This window comes from Paraburkholderia graminis (assembly GCF_003330785.1).
Lineage (GTDB): Bacteria > Pseudomonadota > Gammaproteobacteria > Burkholderiales > Burkholderiaceae > Paraburkholderia > Paraburkholderia graminis.
On the sequence record NZ_CP024934.1, the window covers coordinates 722115 to 738911 of the forward strand.

General features: G+C 61.1%; 14 protein-coding genes. 6 read left to right on the forward strand and 8 right to left on the reverse strand.

Annotation, left to right across the window (positions count from 1 at the left end; translation table 11 throughout):
- Positions 1-4: 4 nt before the first annotated feature.
- Positions 5-994, forward strand: coding sequence for a dihydroxyacetone kinase subunit DhaK (gene dhaK, locus CUJ91_RS03210; protein ID WP_006047768.1), 990 nt, complete (start codon positions 5-7; stop codon positions 992-994).
- Positions 995-1045: 51 nt separating this feature from the next.
- Here dhaK and CUJ91_RS03215 read toward each other — a convergent pair whose 3' ends face one another.
- Positions 1046-1948, reverse strand: a complete 903-nt coding sequence (locus CUJ91_RS03215) for a LysR family transcriptional regulator (protein WP_006047767.1) — start codon at positions 1946-1948, stop codon at positions 1046-1048.
- A 116-nt stretch (positions 1949-2064) separates the two neighbouring features.
- On the opposite strand from CUJ91_RS03215, the gene CUJ91_RS03220 reads away from it, so the two are divergent.
- The 5 genes from CUJ91_RS03220 to CUJ91_RS03240 all read left to right on the forward strand — a co-directional run bounded on the left by CUJ91_RS03220 (position 2065) and on the right by CUJ91_RS03240 (position 7409).
- The gene (locus tag CUJ91_RS03220) at positions 2065-2943 is read left to right on the forward strand and encodes an alpha/beta fold hydrolase (RefSeq protein WP_006047766.1); all 879 of its coding nucleotides are present in this window, start codon (positions 2065-2067) and stop codon (positions 2941-2943) included.
- A 3-nt stretch (positions 2944-2946) separates the two neighbouring features.
- On the forward strand, positions 2947-4365 hold the full coding sequence (gene leuC, locus CUJ91_RS03225; protein WP_006047765.1) for a 3-isopropylmalate dehydratase large subunit: 1419 nt from the start codon (positions 2947-2949) through the stop codon (positions 4363-4365).
- Positions 4362-4976, forward strand: a complete 615-nt coding sequence (gene leuD, locus CUJ91_RS03230) for a 3-isopropylmalate dehydratase small subunit (protein ID WP_006047764.1) — start codon at positions 4362-4364, stop codon at positions 4974-4976. The genes leuC and leuD overlap by 4 nt, the downstream gene beginning before the upstream one ends.
- A 109-nt stretch (positions 4977-5085) precedes the next feature.
- Positions 5086-6423: a dicarboxylate/amino acid:cation symporter gene (locus tag CUJ91_RS03235; RefSeq protein WP_114155819.1), complete on the forward strand. Its 1338-nt coding sequence runs from the start codon at positions 5086-5088 to the stop codon at positions 6421-6423.
- 575 nt (positions 6424-6998) lie between these two features.
- Entirely contained in the window at positions 6999-7409 is a 411-nt protein-coding gene (locus CUJ91_RS03240) for a hypothetical protein (RefSeq protein ID WP_006047762.1), read from the forward strand.
- 950 nt (positions 7410-8359) lie between these two features.
- Here the strand turns inward: CUJ91_RS03240 and CUJ91_RS03245 are convergent.
- The 7 genes from CUJ91_RS03245 to CUJ91_RS03280 all read right to left on the reverse strand — a co-directional run bounded on the left by CUJ91_RS03245 (position 8360) and on the right by CUJ91_RS03280 (position 16522).
- The gene (locus CUJ91_RS03245) at positions 8360-9919 is read right to left on the reverse strand and encodes a phospholipase D family protein (RefSeq protein ID WP_044020461.1); all 1560 of its coding nucleotides are present in this window, start codon (positions 9917-9919) and stop codon (positions 8360-8362) included.
- A 1256-nt stretch (positions 9920-11175) separates the two neighbouring features.
- Positions 11176-11817, reverse strand: coding sequence for an aspartate/glutamate racemase family protein (locus CUJ91_RS03255; RefSeq protein WP_167450645.1), 642 nt, complete (start codon positions 11815-11817; stop codon positions 11176-11178).
- Positions 11818-12509: 692 nt separating this feature from the next.
- Entirely contained in the window at positions 12510-13478 is a 969-nt protein-coding gene (gene hutG, locus CUJ91_RS03260; RefSeq protein ID WP_006047758.1) for a formimidoylglutamase, read from the reverse strand.
- On the reverse strand, positions 13475-14251 hold the full coding sequence (locus CUJ91_RS03265) for an amino acid ABC transporter ATP-binding protein (protein ID WP_006047757.1): 777 nt from the start codon (positions 14249-14251) through the stop codon (positions 13475-13477). The genes hutG and CUJ91_RS03265 overlap by 4 nt, the downstream gene beginning before the upstream one ends.
- Positions 14248-14916 (reverse strand): amino acid ABC transporter permease, encoded by a 669-nt coding sequence (locus CUJ91_RS03270; protein WP_006047756.1) that lies wholly within the window; start codon positions 14914-14916, stop codon positions 14248-14250. The genes CUJ91_RS03265 and CUJ91_RS03270 overlap by 4 nt, the downstream gene beginning before the upstream one ends.
- A gap of 15 nt (positions 14917-14931) precedes the next feature.
- Positions 14932-15687: a transporter substrate-binding domain-containing protein gene (locus CUJ91_RS03275; RefSeq protein ID WP_006047755.1), complete on the reverse strand. Its 756-nt coding sequence runs from the start codon at positions 15685-15687 to the stop codon at positions 14932-14934.
- 85 nt (positions 15688-15772) lie between these two features.
- The gene (locus CUJ91_RS03280; protein ID WP_114156672.1) at positions 15773-16522 is read right to left on the reverse strand and encodes an IclR family transcriptional regulator; all 750 of its coding nucleotides are present in this window, start codon (positions 16520-16522) and stop codon (positions 15773-15775) included.
- Positions 16523-16797: the final 275 nt, after the last annotated feature.

Here is a 16797-nt window from a genome sequence, read left to right on the forward strand (position 1 = left end):
GACCGTGAAAAAATTCATCAACCACGTCGACGATTTCCTCGCCGAAAGTCTGGCGGGATTTGCATCCGCGCATAACGATCTCGTCGTACTCAACAACGAGCCTGTGTACGTGCGTCGCAAGACGCTCAAACCGGGCAAAGTGGCGTTGATATCGGGTGGCGGTTCGGGGCATGAGCCGTTGCACTCCGGTTTCGTGGGCTATGGAATGCTCGACGCAGCCTGCCCCGGCCAGGTCTTCACATCTCCTACGCCGGATCAGATGATGGCCGCTGCCGACGCTGTCGATACCGGTGCGGGCGTGCTATTCATCGTGAAGAATTATTCCGGTGACCTGATGAATTTCGAAATGGCGTCGGAGATGTCGGAGGTCCCGAACGCGATGGTGCTGATCAACGATGATGTGGCAGTCGAAAACTCCAGTTACACCACCGGGCGGCGTGGTGTCGCTGGCGCAGTGATCGTTGAGAAGCTGGTGGGCAGCATGGCCGAAAGCGGCGCCGGCCTTGAACAGTGCAAGGCGTTCGGTGACCGGATCAACAAGCGCGCCGCTTCGATGGGTGTTGCGTTCAGCAGTTGCACCGTGCCGGCCGCAGGAACGCTGACGTTCAAGATCGGCGATGACGAAATCGAAGTGGGCGTGGGTATTCACGGCGAGCCGGGGCGGCGCCGCGCAAAGTTCGCAGGCGCCGACGCGATTGCGGGAGAACTGCTCAAAGCGATCGTCGATGACCTCGCGCCTCAACCCGGAGCTGAATTGCTGGTGCTCATCAACGGCCTCGGCGGAACACCGCTTGGCGAGCTTTACCTGCTCTTTAACTCGACGCGTGCATGGCTTGAGCAACGCGACCTGAAGGTTGGCCGGGCCCAGGTGGGGGCGCTGACGACTTCGCTCGAGATGGCGGGCGCGTCGATTACGCTATGTATGCTGGACGACGAAATGACACGCCACTGGGACAGCCCGGTTCATACGCCGTCGTTGCGTTGGGGGATGTAGGGCACGCTGAGTGCGAGAATGGTTTCGGTGCGGCTTTCCTTCTCGACGTAGCTACATCAAGCCGCCCGGCCTGCGCAGAAACTCGCCGAGAAAGTCGACAAAGGCCCTGAGCCTGACCGAGAGCTGATTGCGCTCCAGATAGATCGCGTGAATATTGGCGTCCGGTAACGCCCAGTCGTCCAGCAGCGTCACGAGTTCGCCGCGCGCCAGATGCCGTTCCACTTCCCACTGCGAACGCACGACAATCCCGCGGCCTTCGAGCGCCCAATGCAGGACGACGCCGCCGTCGTTGCTGGATAGGGCGCCGTCGACCTTGACCGTTTCCGAGCGTTTGCCGCGCGAAAAATGCCACGTGCCGTAGGCCGATTCGTTCTCGCGCAAGACGATGCAGGCGTGCCGCGTCAGATCGTGCGGCACGGACGGTCGGCCATGCCGCGCCACATAGCCGGGCGATGCGCACACCATGCGCCGGTTTTCGAGCAGGAGCCGCGCGTTGATGCGCGCATCCGGCACTTCGCCGAAGCGAATGCCGAGATCGAAACCTTCGTCCTGAAGACTCATCGGACGGTCCGTCAGATGCAGCAGGATTTTTATCGCGGGATAACGCGTGACGAATTCCGATACCGCCGGCGCGATGCGGGCCCGCCCAAATCCAAACGAAGCGTTCACGCGCAGCAGGCCGGTAGGCTCGCCCCGGCTCTGCATGACGAGATGCTCCAGTTCCGACAACTCGTCCAGAATGCGCGAGCCGTTCGACAGATAAAGCTCGCCTTCGGGCGTGAGGCTCAGCCTCCGCGTCGTGCGATTCATCAGCCGCACGCCGAGGCGCCGTTCCAGTTGCGCCAGCCGTTTGCTGACCGCGGGTGGCGTCACGCCCAACTCGCGCGCGGCCGCCGCCAGATTGCGATGCCGCGCCACGAGCGCGAACAGATTCAGATCCGAAAAGCTATCCATCCCGAGCTCCGTTTTGTTCGGTCGATTCGTTCCTGTGAGTTACTGCCGGAATGCTTTTCAGGAAACCCAATCGCATGAGTCATCAATTAGACTCGGATTGCGATCAGGAGACAACCATGTTCGAAGGCTTCAGCGACGCATCGGCAACCGTCGATCGCGTGCGCATTCATGCAATTCAGGGCGGGCGCGGTCCCGCGCTTTTGCTCTTGCACGGGCATCCGCAAACGCACGCGATCTGGCATAAAGTCGCGCCCGCGCTGGCGGAGCGTTTCACGGTGGTCGCGGCGGATCTGCGCGGTTACGGCGACAGCGGCAAGCCGCCCGGCGACCCGGCTCACGCCAACTATGCGAAGCGGCGCATGGCGCTCGATCAGGTCGAGCTGATGCGCGGTCTCGGCCACGAGAGCTTCGCGGTGATCGGTCACGATCGCGGCGGCCGGGTCGCGGCGCGCATGGCGCTCGATCATCCGCAAGTCGTGACGCGCCTGGTGACGCTCGATGTCGCGCCCACACTCGCCATGTACGAACAGACCTCGTTCGAGTTCGCGCGCGCCTACTGGCACTGGTTCATGCTGGTGCGCCCCGCGCCGTTTCCTGAGACGCTGATCCGCGCCAACCCCGATCTCTATCTGAAGCAGACCATCGGCGCGCGCAGCGCCGGCCTCGCGCCGTTCACGCCGGCGGCTTACGCGGAATATCTGCGCTGCCTATCCGATCCGGCGACGGCGCACGGCATCTGCGAAGACTATCGCGCGAGCGTGACGATCGACCTTGAACACGATCGCGCGACGCTGGCCTCGCAGCAGCGGATTGACTGCCCATTCATGGCGTTGTGGGGCGCGCAGGGTGTGATCGAGCAGTGCTTCGATCCGCTTGCCGAGTGGCGGGCGTACGCGCCGGACGTGCAGGGCGAGGCCCTGCCTTGCGGCCACTACATTCCCGAAGAAGCGCCACAGCGGCTGCTCGAGCGCGTGCTGCCTTTTCTCAGCGAGTAAGTCATGTCAGACCAGACCCTCTACCGGAAGCTCGTCGATTCGCACAGCGTAGCGCGTATCGACGAACACAACGTGCTGCTGTACGCCAATCTGCATCTGATGAACGAGTACACCAGCCCGCAAGCGTTCAGCGGGCTCGATGCCCGCGGCCGCGCGGTGCGCCGTCCGCGCCAGCAACTCGCGGTCGTGAGCCACATCATTCCGACGCATGCGGAGTCGCCGCGCGTGATTCGCGATGCGGCGTCGCTGTTGCAGGCGCAGAACCTGGCGCGTAACTGCAAACGCGCCGGCATACGCCTTCTCGCCGCCGACGATCCGCTGCAAGGCATCGAACATATCGTCGCGCCGGAGCTCGGATTGATTCGTCCCGGCATGGTCGTGCTGTGCGGCGACAGCCATACCACGACATACGGCGCACTCGGTGCGCTCGGCTTCGGCATCGGCACGTCGGAAGTCGAGCACGTTCTGGCGACGCAGACGCTCGTGTACCGGCTCGCAGAGACCATGCGCATCACGATCGACGGCGCGCTTGCCTATGGCACGTCGTCGAAGGATCTCGTTATCTGGATCATCAGCAGGATCGGCGCACAGGGCGCGCGCGGCTACGCGGTGGAATTCGCCGGTTCGACGATCGCATCGCTGTCGGCCGAGGCGCGCATGACCTTGTGCAACATGACCGTCGAAGCCGGTGCGCGCGCCGCGCTGATCGCGCCGGACGCGACCACGTTCGACTACGTGCGCGCCCACGCGCCGTCGCTCGACGATGCGGCATGGCAAGCGGCGCTCGCGGACTGGCGCGGCCTGCATTCCGACGCCGACGCGCGTTTCGATGCCGAGCATTGCTTCGACGCGGGCGACATTGCGCCGTTCGTCACCTGGGGCACGAGCCCCGATCAGGCCGTCGCCATCGATCAGCCGATTCCCGCCGAGGCCGCGCAAGCGACGCCCGAGGCCGCCGCATCGCTGCGCCGCGCGCTGGACTACATGGGACTTGCCGCCGGGCGGCCGATTGCCGGCACGCGCGTCGACCGCGTGTTCATCGGCTCGTGTACCAACGGACGCATCGAAGATTTGCGCATCGTGGCCGGCATCGTGCGCGGCAAGCAGGTTGCGCCCGGCGTGCGCGCGATGGTCGTGCCGGGGTCGGGCAGCGTGCGGCGGGCCGCCGAACAGGAAGGCATCGCGCGGACACTGATCGATGCGGGCTTCGAGTGGCGCGAGCCGGGCTGCTCGATGTGCCTCGCGATGAACGACGACGTGCTCGACGCCGGAGAGCGCTGCGCATCCACCACCAACCGCAATTTCGAAGGCCGTCAGGGACGCGGCGGTCGCACGCATCTGATGAGCCCGGCGATGGCAGCGGCCGCCGCGCTGACCGGCTGCATCACCGATGTCCGCACGCTGGAGGCGCACACATCATGACCCGACTCACGACCATTCGCGGCAGCGCCGCGCCGCTGCCCATCGACAACCTCGACACCGACCAGATCATGCCGAAGCAGTTCCTGCGCATCATCGACAAGGCGGGTCTCGCCGACGGTCTGCTGTACGACCTGCGCTTCGACGAGCGCGGCGCGCCGCGCGACGACTGCGTGCTGAACCAGCGCGCGTATGCGAACGCGACCGTGCTGATCGGCGGTGCGAACTTCGGCTGCGGATCGAGCCGCGAGCATGCGGTGTGGGGCTTGCAGCAATACGGTTTTCAGGCGGTGATTGCGCCGAGCTTCGCGGAAATCTTCTATTCGAACGCGATGAACAACCGCCTCTTGCTCGTGCAACTGGAGCGCGACGCGATCGATGCCCTGACGCGCGAGGCAAGCGAAACGCCAGGCACTTTGTTGTCGATCGATCTCGAACGGCAAACGGTGACATCCGGCTCGGACAACCGGTTCGATTATGCGATCGGCGCGCGCCACAAGCGCATGGTGATCGAAGGCATGGATACCGTCGATCTGACGCTCGACTCGCTCGCCGCGATCGAAGCCTTCGAACAGCGGCATTTCGCCAGGCATCCCTGGGCGCAGGTGATGTAAGCACCCATCCGCCGCGCGACGCGGCGGCTTTCCTTGTTTCAAACCCGCCAATTCCCCTCCGATCGAAGAAGGGAAGGGCGTCCCTTTGCCTCGAAAACGGAGGAGACACATGAAACGCAAGCCGATCTACCAGATTCTCTATGTTCAGGTGCTCGCGGCCATCGCCGCCGGCGTGCTGCTCGGACATTTCGCACCGCAAACGGCGGTCGCGCTCAAGCCGCTCGGCGATCTGTTCATCAAGCTCGTGCGCATGATCATCGGCCCGGTGATCTTTTGCACAGTCGTAACCGGCATCGCGGGCATGCAGGACATGAAGAAGGTCGGACGCGTCGGCGGCAAGGCGTTGCTCTATTTCGAAGCCGCATCCACGTTCGCGCTGGCGATCGGCTTGCTTGCCGCGCACGTGCTCGCGCCCGGCGCGGGCTTCAATGTCGATCCGTCCACGCTCGACGCGCGCGCCGTGTCGGGTTATGCGGCGCAGGCGGCGCATGGCGAGGGCATCACCGGATTTATCGCGCATGTGATCCCAGAGACGTTTCTCGGCGCGCTGGTTCAGGGCGATATCCTTCCCGTGCTGCTGATCGCGATGCTGTTCGGCACCGCGCTCGCGCTGATGGGTGCGCCCGCCGCGCCGGTCACGCAACTGGTCGAGACACTTTCGAAAGCGTTCTTTCGCATTGTGCGGATGGTCACCAGTCTTGCGCCGATCGGCGCCTTCGGCGCGATGGCCTTCACGATCGGCCGATACGGCATCGTCTCGCTGGTGCCGATGCTCAAGCTCATCGGCGCTTTTTATCTCACCGCATTTCTGTTCGTGGCGGTCGGGCTCGGCATCGTCGCGCGCTTGTGCGGCTTTAGTCTGTGGCGCTTTCTCGCCTACATCCGCGACGAATTGCTGATCGTGCTCGGCACCTCGACGTCCGAAGCGGCCTTGCCGCAGTTGATGGACAAGCTCGAACGGCTGGGCTGCCCGCGCGGCGTCGTCGGGCTCGTCGTGCCGACCGGTTACTCGTTCAACCTCGACGGCACCAACATCTACATGACGCTCGCCGTGCTGTTCCTCGCGCAGGCGACCAACACGCACTTGTCGTTCGCGCAGGAAATCACCTTGCTCCTCGTCACCATGTTGACCTCGAAGGGATCGACCGGCGTAACCGGCGCGGGCTTCATCACGCTCGCCGCGAGCCTGTCGGTCGTGCCGACGGTTCCCGTGAGCGCGATGGTGCTGATCCTCGGCATCGACCGCTTCATGTCCGAATGCCGGGCTTTGACCAATATCGTCGGCAATGGGGTGGCGGCGATCGTGGTGTCGGCGTGGGAAGGCGGACTCGATCGAAAGAAGCTCGAGACGGCGTTAGGCGGTGGAGAGCGGGTGGAAGGCGGTTCGCGGTCAGCGGTGGTCAGAACGACGGCCGCTTTGGATCGCAAACCTGTTATCGACAAATGAGTTGATGTGGTGAGCGCTTCGGGGCGATCACGACGGCATGATTAAGCTTCGATTTTCCATGGAGGCGCCGGCTTCGCAGCAACAATAGATTTTTGCTCTTACCGAGACGCAAGAGTTCGGCCGTGCCTTGTACGAGTTCCCTCGTTCATCCACAGATGAAGTGGTGTCTGAGAACGGCTCCAGTGCCGCGAATTCATACAGTCGGCTGGTTCTCCGCGCGTTTGCTTTTGACAGCGTTGAGCATTCGGCGCTTGAGGTCGAGTGTCAAAGAATCGGTACACGTCTTGTTAGCGCACGATCTCGCTTCGCAGTTGAGCTCGAGCCAGCAACGCTCAATTGGCTAGGCCTTGGACTCGCGAGTGGGGCGTCGCGGGTCAGCGAACTCTCGTTTGTGTTTGACTCCGACGAGAGATAGGCGGTCGTGGCCGCGAACGGTAACAGACGGCCAGAACCGGATGCTCGACATGTCAGGCGAGATTGCTGACAATTCGGCCAAGACTGAGGGAGAATCAATGCACTGCGTGTGAGCGTCACTCGGCGCGTTGCACCGGGCTCCTTCAAGATGGAGATCAAGAGTGTCTTTGCATAACGTCGCGTCGCTTCCATTCACCTTACTGAATCGCGGTCAGCTTGGTGCCGCAGGCGTGCTTTTCTTCTTCTACGCGGTCATCCTCGCCGGCATGGCGAAAGCAATATTCGAAATTGCCAACTTTGCGGGAGTGAAGGCGCGAACCGGAAGCGCCACGGTCATAGCAAAGCGGATTGTGCCCGCTCATTGGGAGTGGGAAACTGGTGGACGCTATTTGACACGTGCCTATGTGAAGGAATTCGAGATACTGGATTTAATTATCGAGGGCCGAAAGATGACATATCGACCCATTCCGTGGATTATGGAGCGAACTACAGCAAACTCGACGGAGCCAGTTCAGTTCAAGGCTGCCCGGTTCAATAGCAAAATATACATCACAAAATTCAAGTACCTTTAAATAGAGTAGAACAGCCCATCATGATGGCTGTGCCCACCTACGGGTCTATGTCAAGGATCGACGCGTCTCCGAACGGCCGCTCAGGGGTCGACAAGGGAAATTCGCGGCGAGGCGGAGCTGGTCACTGGCCGGTTCATGCCGAACTTCCTGGTTCGGCCACAATCAGTCATTCGAGATCGGGCTTAGGATCGTCGACGATTTGCCGACTGAGTGCCGCAGCACTCCTGATCGGCGAACCCAAGGTTGAATGGCCGGCGTGGTATGCGTCATGAAAGCATGACTACTGCTCTCTCCAGTCGCCGGAGTAAAGGTCATAGACCACCATGTGCTGTAGCGCCTCTCGAATCTTGTCTTCTCCAACGGCGTCAAACAAGCGAGTCGGGAGTAGGTCCGTGACCACTGTCACACGGACAGATGCTTTCGTACTTTGCCTTTGTTTTTCGGGCGGCGTGACGTTTCACGTAGAGGCGGACCACGAACCCTCGTGGCCAGAAGCATTTGACTTCATTGGTCGAAGTCACTACTGGCGCCATGAGCTAAACGGCTGACTTGCCGTGTCGAACGTCCGCTCCGAAAAAATACCAGCGGCGCTTGTGGGTCGGTTTGGTTCGTCCGCCGTTGACCCGAATCTGGTGCAGGCGACGAACGCGTATAGTCGGCCAAGAACGGTCCTCCGCACTCTGTTGCTGAACGTCTGTTGACGAGCGACGAACCGCCATTTTGCAAAGCGACGACGACCGATGATTCGGCAGACGGGCCATACGCCCGACGGGGATTTTTATTTGAGCGATCAGGGCCTGGTGTCACCAGAGCAAACAGTGAGATTGTTTTTTTATGATCGACCCGTATGCGATAGAGGACTTTATCGTATATAGGACGACGAGTTCGCGTCCGTCGCTCATCGACCAGCAACCGGCTCCATGGCGTTCGACTTCCAGCCAGAACAGAATTCATAGCTGCGACTCGATCGGCAGAATGCCGAGAAACCAGATGCCTGCGCGGCGCAGCGCCGATACTTCCGGCTCGGAATCTAATACCGTGACGGTGCCGTCCTCGGCCGTATCGTTCCAGACGATATGGCTCGCGCCGGTCACGTCGGTGCGTAGTTCGAGCCGCCACGCTCCGCGGGTGAGGCTCGACTCCACGTGGTCGGTCACCTGCCGGGCGGCACGCTCGCTTTCGCAGTAGATACCTATCTCGGTGTTTAACTCGACCGAACGTGGGTCGAAATTCATCGAGCCGATGAAGACACTTTTGCGGTCGAACACATACGTTTTCGCGTGCAATGACGCTTTTGACGAGCCCAACACTGACTTGTTCTTGTCGACAGTGCCGCTGGTTGTCGCAACGGGTTTCAGTTCGTACAGTTGCACGCCTGCTTCCAGCAATGGCTTCCGGTAACGCTGATAGCCCGCATGCACCGCGGCGACATCCGTTGCCGCCAGCGAGTTCGTCAGCACCGTCACGTGCACGCCGTGTTGCGTCAGGCCGCTCAACCATGCCACGCCGCGCTTTCCGGGCACGAAATACGGCGAGACGATCAGCAAGTGCTGGGTCGGCTCCAGCTTCAACGCCCTGAACTGCGAGATCAGATGTCCTTCAGCGTCGCTGGGCGTGCGCGTGATTTTAGACGGGTCGTCATAGAGCAGCGTCGCCTTGCCCCATGAAAACTCGGCATCGCGTGACTGGATCACCTGCGTCAGCCGCGCTTTCGCCTGCCGCACATACGCACCGTTTTCGTTGGAGGCAAGCCAGGCATCCAGCTTCGCGCGGCCAGCCTCTAGCGCCGATGGATCGGCCTGACGGCCGAGGAGGTTCTCGATCGGATACGACGCGTCCGAATTCCAGTACTCGTCGAACGCCGTCGAAACATTCCGTACGATGGGCCCGTGCACCAGCACGTCGAGATCGCCAAACGCGACGGTGCTCGACGCGCCGAAGTATTCGTCGCCGATGTTGCGCCCGCCGAGAATTGCGCCCTGGTTGTCGGCGATCAACGCCTTGTTATGCATACGCCGGTTGACGCGAGCAAACTCGGTGGCCGTGCCGAGCGTCTTGAACCGGCGGTTTGCGACAGGATTGAAGAGCCGGATCTCAATGTTCGGATGCGAACTGAGCACCAGCAGCATCTGGTCGTCCGCATTCGTGCCCAGATCGTCGAGCAGGACGCGCACGCGCACACCGCGGTCTGCCGCTCTCAGCAAGGCCGCGGCGAGTTCACGGCCGGTCAGGTCGGCGTGCCAGATGTAATACTGAAGGTCGAGCGAGCGGTCAGCATATTCCATCAACACAACGCGCGCGACGAGCGCGTCGACAGAGTCGGGCAGCAGGTGAAACGCGCTTTCTCCCGGATGCTGCTGGTCTCGCGGTGTGAACGCTGCGCCGAGGCGCGTGGCCTGCGTATCGGTGAGCGCGTGGGTGGACACGCGGCCGGCTTGCGGTGGAAGGCTTGCGCACGAAGTCAGCAGGACGACGACGATCGCCGCAACAAGACTTCGGAGGTTCATCATGTCGCTCTCCGCAGATTCGAAGATGGACCAGACAAGCGAGCGACGCCAGCGGTTTCAAGTCGCGCGCTGTGACGCGCCACTGACTGGGGCGATACATTGCACCGTGCTCGCGGCCCCGGACGACCTTGGCAACGCTGCCAGCCGCCTGACGACCATCGACAGAACGGCTGACCTCAAACGCACGGCATCCAAGCCGCCGCGGCGCAGATCGTCGTAGTCACCGCAGGATCAAAAGGGCGTATAGGCGTGAATGGGGGCGACGCCGTGGTCCCCGATTCACGCGAGCCCTTCGCGACCGCGAGACACGGTATCGAGTGCTGCTTCGAGCGGAACCGCTTGCATTTGTCGTGCATCGTGGGCGGACGAAGGGTGACATGCAGGTACACCCGGATCGTGATCGTCTGACGACGATCTTACGCGAAGGCGACAAGGCGCGCGCTCCCGGATTTTCCCGGGAGTAATCTACCCGGCGTAGCCGGGGCAGACCCGAGCAGCAGTTTGTTACTGGCCCGCCAACATCATGAATGTTTTGGTCAGCTTCATTGTTCTTTCCAAGTCGGCTACGACAGATCGTTGAAGGACCGCGGTCCACGATGCGGGCTGTTCGCGCAGCATTCCAGTTGCGCTAGTCCTAACTGCTCACAGATGAACGGACATGCACCGAGTTGAATGCGCACCATCCCAATATAATCTGTTCCAGCTTTACCTAGACGCAATAGGACCATGGTCTGATTGGTGAAAAGCTCCCGCTGCCGATAGAGCGCTTTCGGCTACTGCAGCTGCTCGAGAAATGCCAAGAGCAATTTGTTGCCCCGCCGCTGAGCACCCGGTTGTGCGACCTAACACGGTTGCCATGCAGGACAACTTCAGGTTCAGCAGTACTCAGTCGCTGACTGCGGCAATGCGCCAGGAAAGACGCTTCTTCGCGCCACCCTCCGGGCGCCCTCTGGCCTGGAAGCGAACGGTTTCCTCCAGCGTTCCCAGGCACCAGCCCTTCAGGGACAGGCGGGCGTGGCCAGAAGCATTTGACTTCATTGGTCGAAATCACTACTGGCACCATGAGCTAAACGGCTGGCTCGCCGTGTCGAACGTCCGCTCCGAAAAAAATACCAGCGGCGCTTGTGGGTCGGTTTGGTTCGTCCGCCGTTGACGCGAATCTGGTGCAGGCGACGAACGCGTACAGTCGGCCACTTTGAGACATTCAAAGGTGCGGCGAAGATCGTCAACAATCCAACAATCGGCACCACCGTCGGATGTCAGAAGCCGAGCGAAGGGTCACCGCCTCGCTGCATCACGGCGCGCAACGCAGCCTGGGGACTATCAAGCGGCTGCCTTCCTCTGCGCGCGAGGTTCACCGCCGGGGCCATCCAGGGATGAGCGTATGCAACAAGAGTTGCGCCTTCTTCATATGCTTGATCCGCCGATGCCGCGATAGCAGCGAAGCATTCGTCGACGTCGCCATTCTGGAACAGCGTCCACACACCTTCAACGTGGATGACGTCCAATGACGTAACAGAGTGGCTAGCATACCGCGCGAAAAGGCGTCTCGTAGGCTCGACGGAAGCCTCAACCGCACACAGCACGGCGGTCTTTCCACCAATCTTGCCTGCCGCCGCGGCTAACGCGACATCTGCTCTCACAATCGGAACGGACGTGCTTTCAATTCCTTCCACAGCCGGTCCAAGCGTCGCACAAGTCAGGATGACGGCATCTGCGTCCGCCGCAAGAGCCAGAAGACAACGTTTCGTCTCCTCCTTCACGCTGGCTGGGAATGCACCCGCTTGTTGAACAGCCTCACGAAGATCCGACCGGACTTCATGGCGGAGGTTATCGGTCCGCAAACCAAGATTTATTGCCGCGTCCTCGAATATGCGTTGGTTGTCATTGATCGTATGCAAAAAACGAGATGCGCATCGCCAGTTCCCTCGTGAATTGAACGCGTCTGTTTCGTCGCTTCCCTGACCGGGATCGAGCCCGTTGACTCACAAGCATTGTTTCAACGTCACGGCCAACCAACAAGGCAACACATCCTACTGGTATGTCTGATACCTCCTTCGACATTTGTCACTAGCATATTCAGAGACCGTGAGTATCAATGGCCACCGCTTGCGGTGACGTCGTCAGTCCGTTCCGGCTTGTTCATGCCGGCGCACGAAACGCGGGCCTCGCAGACGCGGCCCTCTCGGACCTGGGACGCAGTGCGGCCACGAGCCGCCATTGGTCGGTGGGCACTAGCCGGCCAGAACTGGACATTCGACGCCAACGCCTGGATCGTGGACAATTTCCGGCCAGTTGCAGCCGTTTGCCTTCGTGTTCAGCGGGCCATTCAAACGGCAGATGCGCACCAAACAACGGACGTTCGTACTGGGATGGGGGCTAAATAGTTATCGGCCCGCAGCAGACGTTCGCGCATTGGCTTGCATGCGTCGGCAAGCGCATCGAGCTCAAACTGAAACGCCGGAGTCCCGTGCGATACAGAACTCAGCCCCATCGGGCCCACTCGGGAACTGTTGAACTCGGTCGGTCCAGTTCGGGAATCCGGCGAGCCGTTTTTTCTGCTCACGCGATACGGTGAGCGCGATGACCTGATTTAAAGCAACCGGTACGCTAGTCGGGCGGCCGCTCTCGCGGTGCGCCTGTCCTGATCGAGCGCCGGGTTGTACTCCGCGATATCCGCCGCGCGCAGCTTGCCCGAAGCCCGCACGCGCAGCACCATCGCTTCGACCACCGATAGCGGTACGCCCAGCGCAGCGGGCGCCGACACACCCGGCGCCGTGGCGGCCGGCAACACGTCGAGATCGATCGTCAGATAGACGTCGTCCGCCGCGTCCAGCAACTTCTGAAGCTCATTCAGGCGCTGCGGCAGTTGCGTTTCCTGCATATCGACGTCCAACACATAGCGCACGCCGAGTCGCTCCGCATGCGCGAAAAGCGAAGCGGTATTGCCGAGATCGCTGATACCGAAGCACGCATAGTTGAATGGCACCCCTCGTTCCGCACAGTCAAGCGCGATCTGATCGAACGGCGTGCCGGAATTCGCGGGACGCTTCTGGCGCAGATCGAAATGAGCGTCGAAGTTAATGATCAGCAAACTGCGCAATGCCAATGGCGTTGCTGCATTGTCGGTTTCACGCTGCTGATGCAGCCGCAAACCGCTATACGTACCCCACGCGACCTCATGACCGCCGCCGAACACCAACGGCCGCCCACCGCTCGCCAGTACTTCGCTAACCACTTGGGCCAGTTCCACTTGCGCGGCTTCGAGGTCGCCGTCGTCGCACACCACGTCGCCTGCGTCGGCAAGTGCCGCCATCGCCGATTTGGCCGGCAAACCCGCGAGCGCACGGCGCAATTCCTTCGGAGCATGCGCTGCGCCAATCCGACCTTGATTGCGGCGCACGCCTTCATCGGAGCCGAAGCCGACGATCACGGGCGCATCGCGCTGCACGTCCACAGCGTTACCGAATGGCATCACCTGATTGAAAACACGTCGTGTGTCGCCGGGTTCGCCGTCGTCGGAACGGCCTGCCCACACCTTGTCATCGAATGGGACTCTCATGCGCGCGACAACACCGCCTGCAGGAATGCGCGTGTGCGCGGCTGTGATGGCGCAGTGAAAATCTCCGCGGGCGGCCCCGCTTCGACGATCATACCGCCGTCCATGACTACCACCACATTGGCCACTTCCTTCGCGAAGCCCATTTCGTGTGTGACGACCACCATCGTCATGCCTTCGCTCGCGAGCAGCTTCATCACTTGCAGCACTTCGCCTACCAGTTCGGGATCGAGAGCGGACGTCGGCTCGTCGAACAGCATCACCCGTGGCTGCATCGCTAGCGCGCGAGCAATCGCAACCCGTTGCTTCTGACCACCCGAGAGACTCGCCGGCATCACATGCGCCTTGTGCGCGAGCCCGACCTTCTCCAGCAACGCCATCGCAGCCGCTTCGGCCTGCGCCTTGCTGGCGCCACGCAACATGCGCGGTCCCACGGTGATGTTATGCAGCACCGACAGGTGCGGAAACAGATTGAACGACTGAAACACCATGCCGACTTCGGTGCGCAGAGCATTCAGCGAACGCTCTTTGAGCATCTCGCCGTGGTCGACTAACCGATGCCCGCAAATGTCGATCGTGCCGCCTTCTGCCTGTTCGAGTCCATTACAGCAGCGGAGAAAGGTACTCTTGCCCGACCCGCTCGGCCCGATCACCACCACGACCTGCTGCGGTTGAATGTCGAAATCGATGCCGTTGAGCACGGTATGCGAGCCGAACGATTTCGTCAGACCGCGAATGCTAACGATAGGCTCGTTGATTTTGGCCACGGTATTCATTGCACCATTCCTCCCACACGCAAACGACGTTCAACGCGATGCAGCGCGAAATTGGTCACCTGCGTCAATACCAGATACACCAGCGCGATAGCGAGATACACTTCAAGCGAACGATAGGACACGCTGATGATCTTCTGGCCTTCATGCATCAGATCGTCGATCGTGAGCAGCGACACCAGCGCCGAGTTCTTGATCAACGCGATGAATTCGTTGCCGAGCGGGGGGATCATCCGCACGATGGCCTGCGGCAGAATGATTGCGCGCATCGCCTGCCCTGACGACATGCCGATCGAACGCGCCGCTTCCATCTGCCCGCGATCGACCGACTGAATCGCGCCGCGGACGATCTCCGATACGTAAGCCGCCGAATACAGACCGAGCCCCAGCATGCCGCACAAGAACGCCGGCAGCAGGATGCCGAATTGCGGCAGGCCGAAGAACAGCAGGAAGAGTTGTACAAGCAACGGCGTGCCGCGGAAGAACGTCAGGTAAGCGGTGCAGAAACCGTACACGATGCGCCGCTGCGGCGTCAGCCGGCCGATGCCGATCAACAGGCCAAGCGCGCAACTGAGCGCGAGTGACGCGGCGGTCACTTCGACCGTCACTAACGCGCCTTGCATGATGTCTGGCCAACCGGCAATCACCGGCGAGAAATCAAGTTCCATTTCGTGTCCAGCCGTTTATTGCGCACTCGCGCCGAACCACTTCTTGACGATCGCCGCATACGTGCCGTCAGCTTTGATCCTGGCGAGCGCGGTGTTGAAGGCTGCCTTCAGCTGCGGCTCGTCTTTGCGCACGGCGATGCCGTACGCTTCGGTCGTCAGCGTTTTGTCGAGTACACGGAAGCCGGTGCGCGTTTTCGCAACTTGATAGGCGGCCGGCTTACCCGTCACAGCAGCGTCTGCACGGCCGATGCCAACCAGGTCGAACATTTCCTGGTTCTTCTCGACCTCGACGCGATTGATCTGCGGGAAGTTATCGCGTAGGAAGTTCACGGACTTCGTGCCCACCTGGACTGAGACTTTTTTGCCGTTCAGATCGGTCACCGTCTTGATCGGTGAATCGCTTTTGACCAGCACGGCCAGCCCACCCGCGTAGTAGGAATCGGTGAAGTCGATCACTTTCGCGCGCTCGTCAGTGATGTAGATGCCGGAGATCGCAGCGTCGAAACGATGCGCGATCAGACCTGGAATCAGTCCTTTAAAGTCAATGTCGGTCCATTGCACGCGTTTGCCCATCACTTTCGCGAGCGCATTCATGAGATCGACGTCGAAGCCGGTGCGCGCGCCGTTCTCGGTGTACTCCATCGGCGGGAAAGTGGCGTCGGTGGCGACGTTCAGCACTTCCGGCGTTTGTGCTGACGCCGCGCCGGAAAATCCGCCAAACGTCACGGCGAACGTCACGCATGCGAGGGACAACAGTCGTTGCAGCTTCATGGGGTAGGCTCCTTGCGGTTCTATCAAGTGATGCGGTTAATTTGAGCGCCCAATTTACGGATGAAATTGAAAAAGATTCGTCCCGCTAATCGGTTTGCATATGCTCGGAAATGGCGCGGGCCGTACGTAGCGTCCCGTCGATTAATTGGCTTTCTCGTCCGATGGCGCGCGTTGATGGCGCCATCAACGTGATCGACGCGCTGCTGCCGGCGCTGCGTCCACTGTGATGAAAGATCGGAGCGCTGACTCCCCACACGCCCAGGTCGACTTCGCTGTCGCTAACGGCGTAGCCCTGGGCTCGAATCTGTTCAAGTTCTGCTTCGATCGCGGCACGGCCGACGGGGTCGTTGCCAAACACGCTGTCGAGCACTTCGGCGCGCGCCCTGTCGCCCATGAATGCCAATAGGGATTTCGCCGACGCGCCCGCCTTGAGCGGCACGGCGCGGCCTTTCTCGAACGAGCAGCGCAACGATTGCTGGCTGTCGACCATCTCAAGGCACATCACCTGATGCCTGACCGCGACCACCAGCCCAATGCTTTCCTGCGACGCGCGCGCGAGCTGCTGCATCTCCGTGCGGCTCGCTTCGACGAGCAGAGAATTCACATCGAAGCCAAGCGCGAGTTGCAAGCTGATCGGACCGGGCGCGTAGTAACCGGCGTTTTCGGCGACGAAACCCCAGCGCTTGAGCAGCGCGATCTGACGGTACAGTGTGCTTTGCGCAAGCCCGGTCACGGCTAGCAGATCTTTGACCGACATCGCCTTGCCATGACTGGCGAGCGCGGCCAGCACCAGCAACACCCGTTCGGCCCCTGTCACACCCTGTTCCACATTCACGATCACGCTATCCACGATCCATCAAGAGCGCAGAATGCCAGACCATTCTCGAATTTCAAAAATCATATTCCCGCTCAATGGGAATAAAAGGGCAGGGATTTCCCTTGAACGGGACATCGGGAGCACGGAGAGTCCTGGCACTGGACTGCCCGGGGCGTTGAAAAGGAAACGATATCCAGAATGGACGGGGTTATTGCCCTGAACCTTTTTCCACTCAATTAATTATCGGACGCGCTCAAGTGCCCGGTCGTCGCGAACGGCCGAAGTGGCCGAGG

Coding starts and splice junctions, on each gene's coding strand:
- CUJ91_RS03215 (WP_006047767.1), bottom strand. CDS start 1,948: ATGGATAGCTTTTCGGATCTGAATCTGTTCGCGCTCGTGGCGCGGCAT.
- CUJ91_RS03220 (WP_006047766.1), top strand. CDS start 2,065: ATGTTCGAAGGCTTCAGCGACGCATCGGCAACCGTCGATCGCGTGCGC.
- leuC (WP_006047765.1), top strand. CDS start 2,947: ATGTCAGACCAGACCCTCTACCGGAAGCTCGTCGATTCGCACAGCGTA.
- leuD (WP_006047764.1), top strand. CDS start 4,362: ATGACCCGACTCACGACCATTCGCGGCAGCGCCGCGCCGCTGCCCATC.
- CUJ91_RS03235 (WP_114155819.1), top strand. CDS start 5,086: ATGAAACGCAAGCCGATCTACCAGATTCTCTATGTTCAGGTGCTCGCG.
- CUJ91_RS03245 (WP_044020461.1), bottom strand. CDS start 9,919: ATGATGAACCTCCGAAGTCTTGTTGCGGCGATCGTCGTCGTCCTGCTG.
- hutG (WP_006047758.1), bottom strand. CDS start 13,478: ATGAGAGTCCCATTCGATGACAAGGTGTGGGCAGGCCGTTCCGACGAC.
- CUJ91_RS03265 (WP_006047757.1), bottom strand. CDS start 14,251: ATGAATACCGTGGCCAAAATCAACGAGCCTATCGTTAGCATTCGCGGT.
- CUJ91_RS03270 (WP_006047756.1), bottom strand. CDS start 14,916: ATGGAACTTGATTTCTCGCCGGTGATTGCCGGTTGGCCAGACATCATG.
- CUJ91_RS03275 (WP_006047755.1), bottom strand. CDS start 15,687: ATGAAGCTGCAACGACTGTTGTCCCTCGCATGCGTGACGTTCGCCGTG.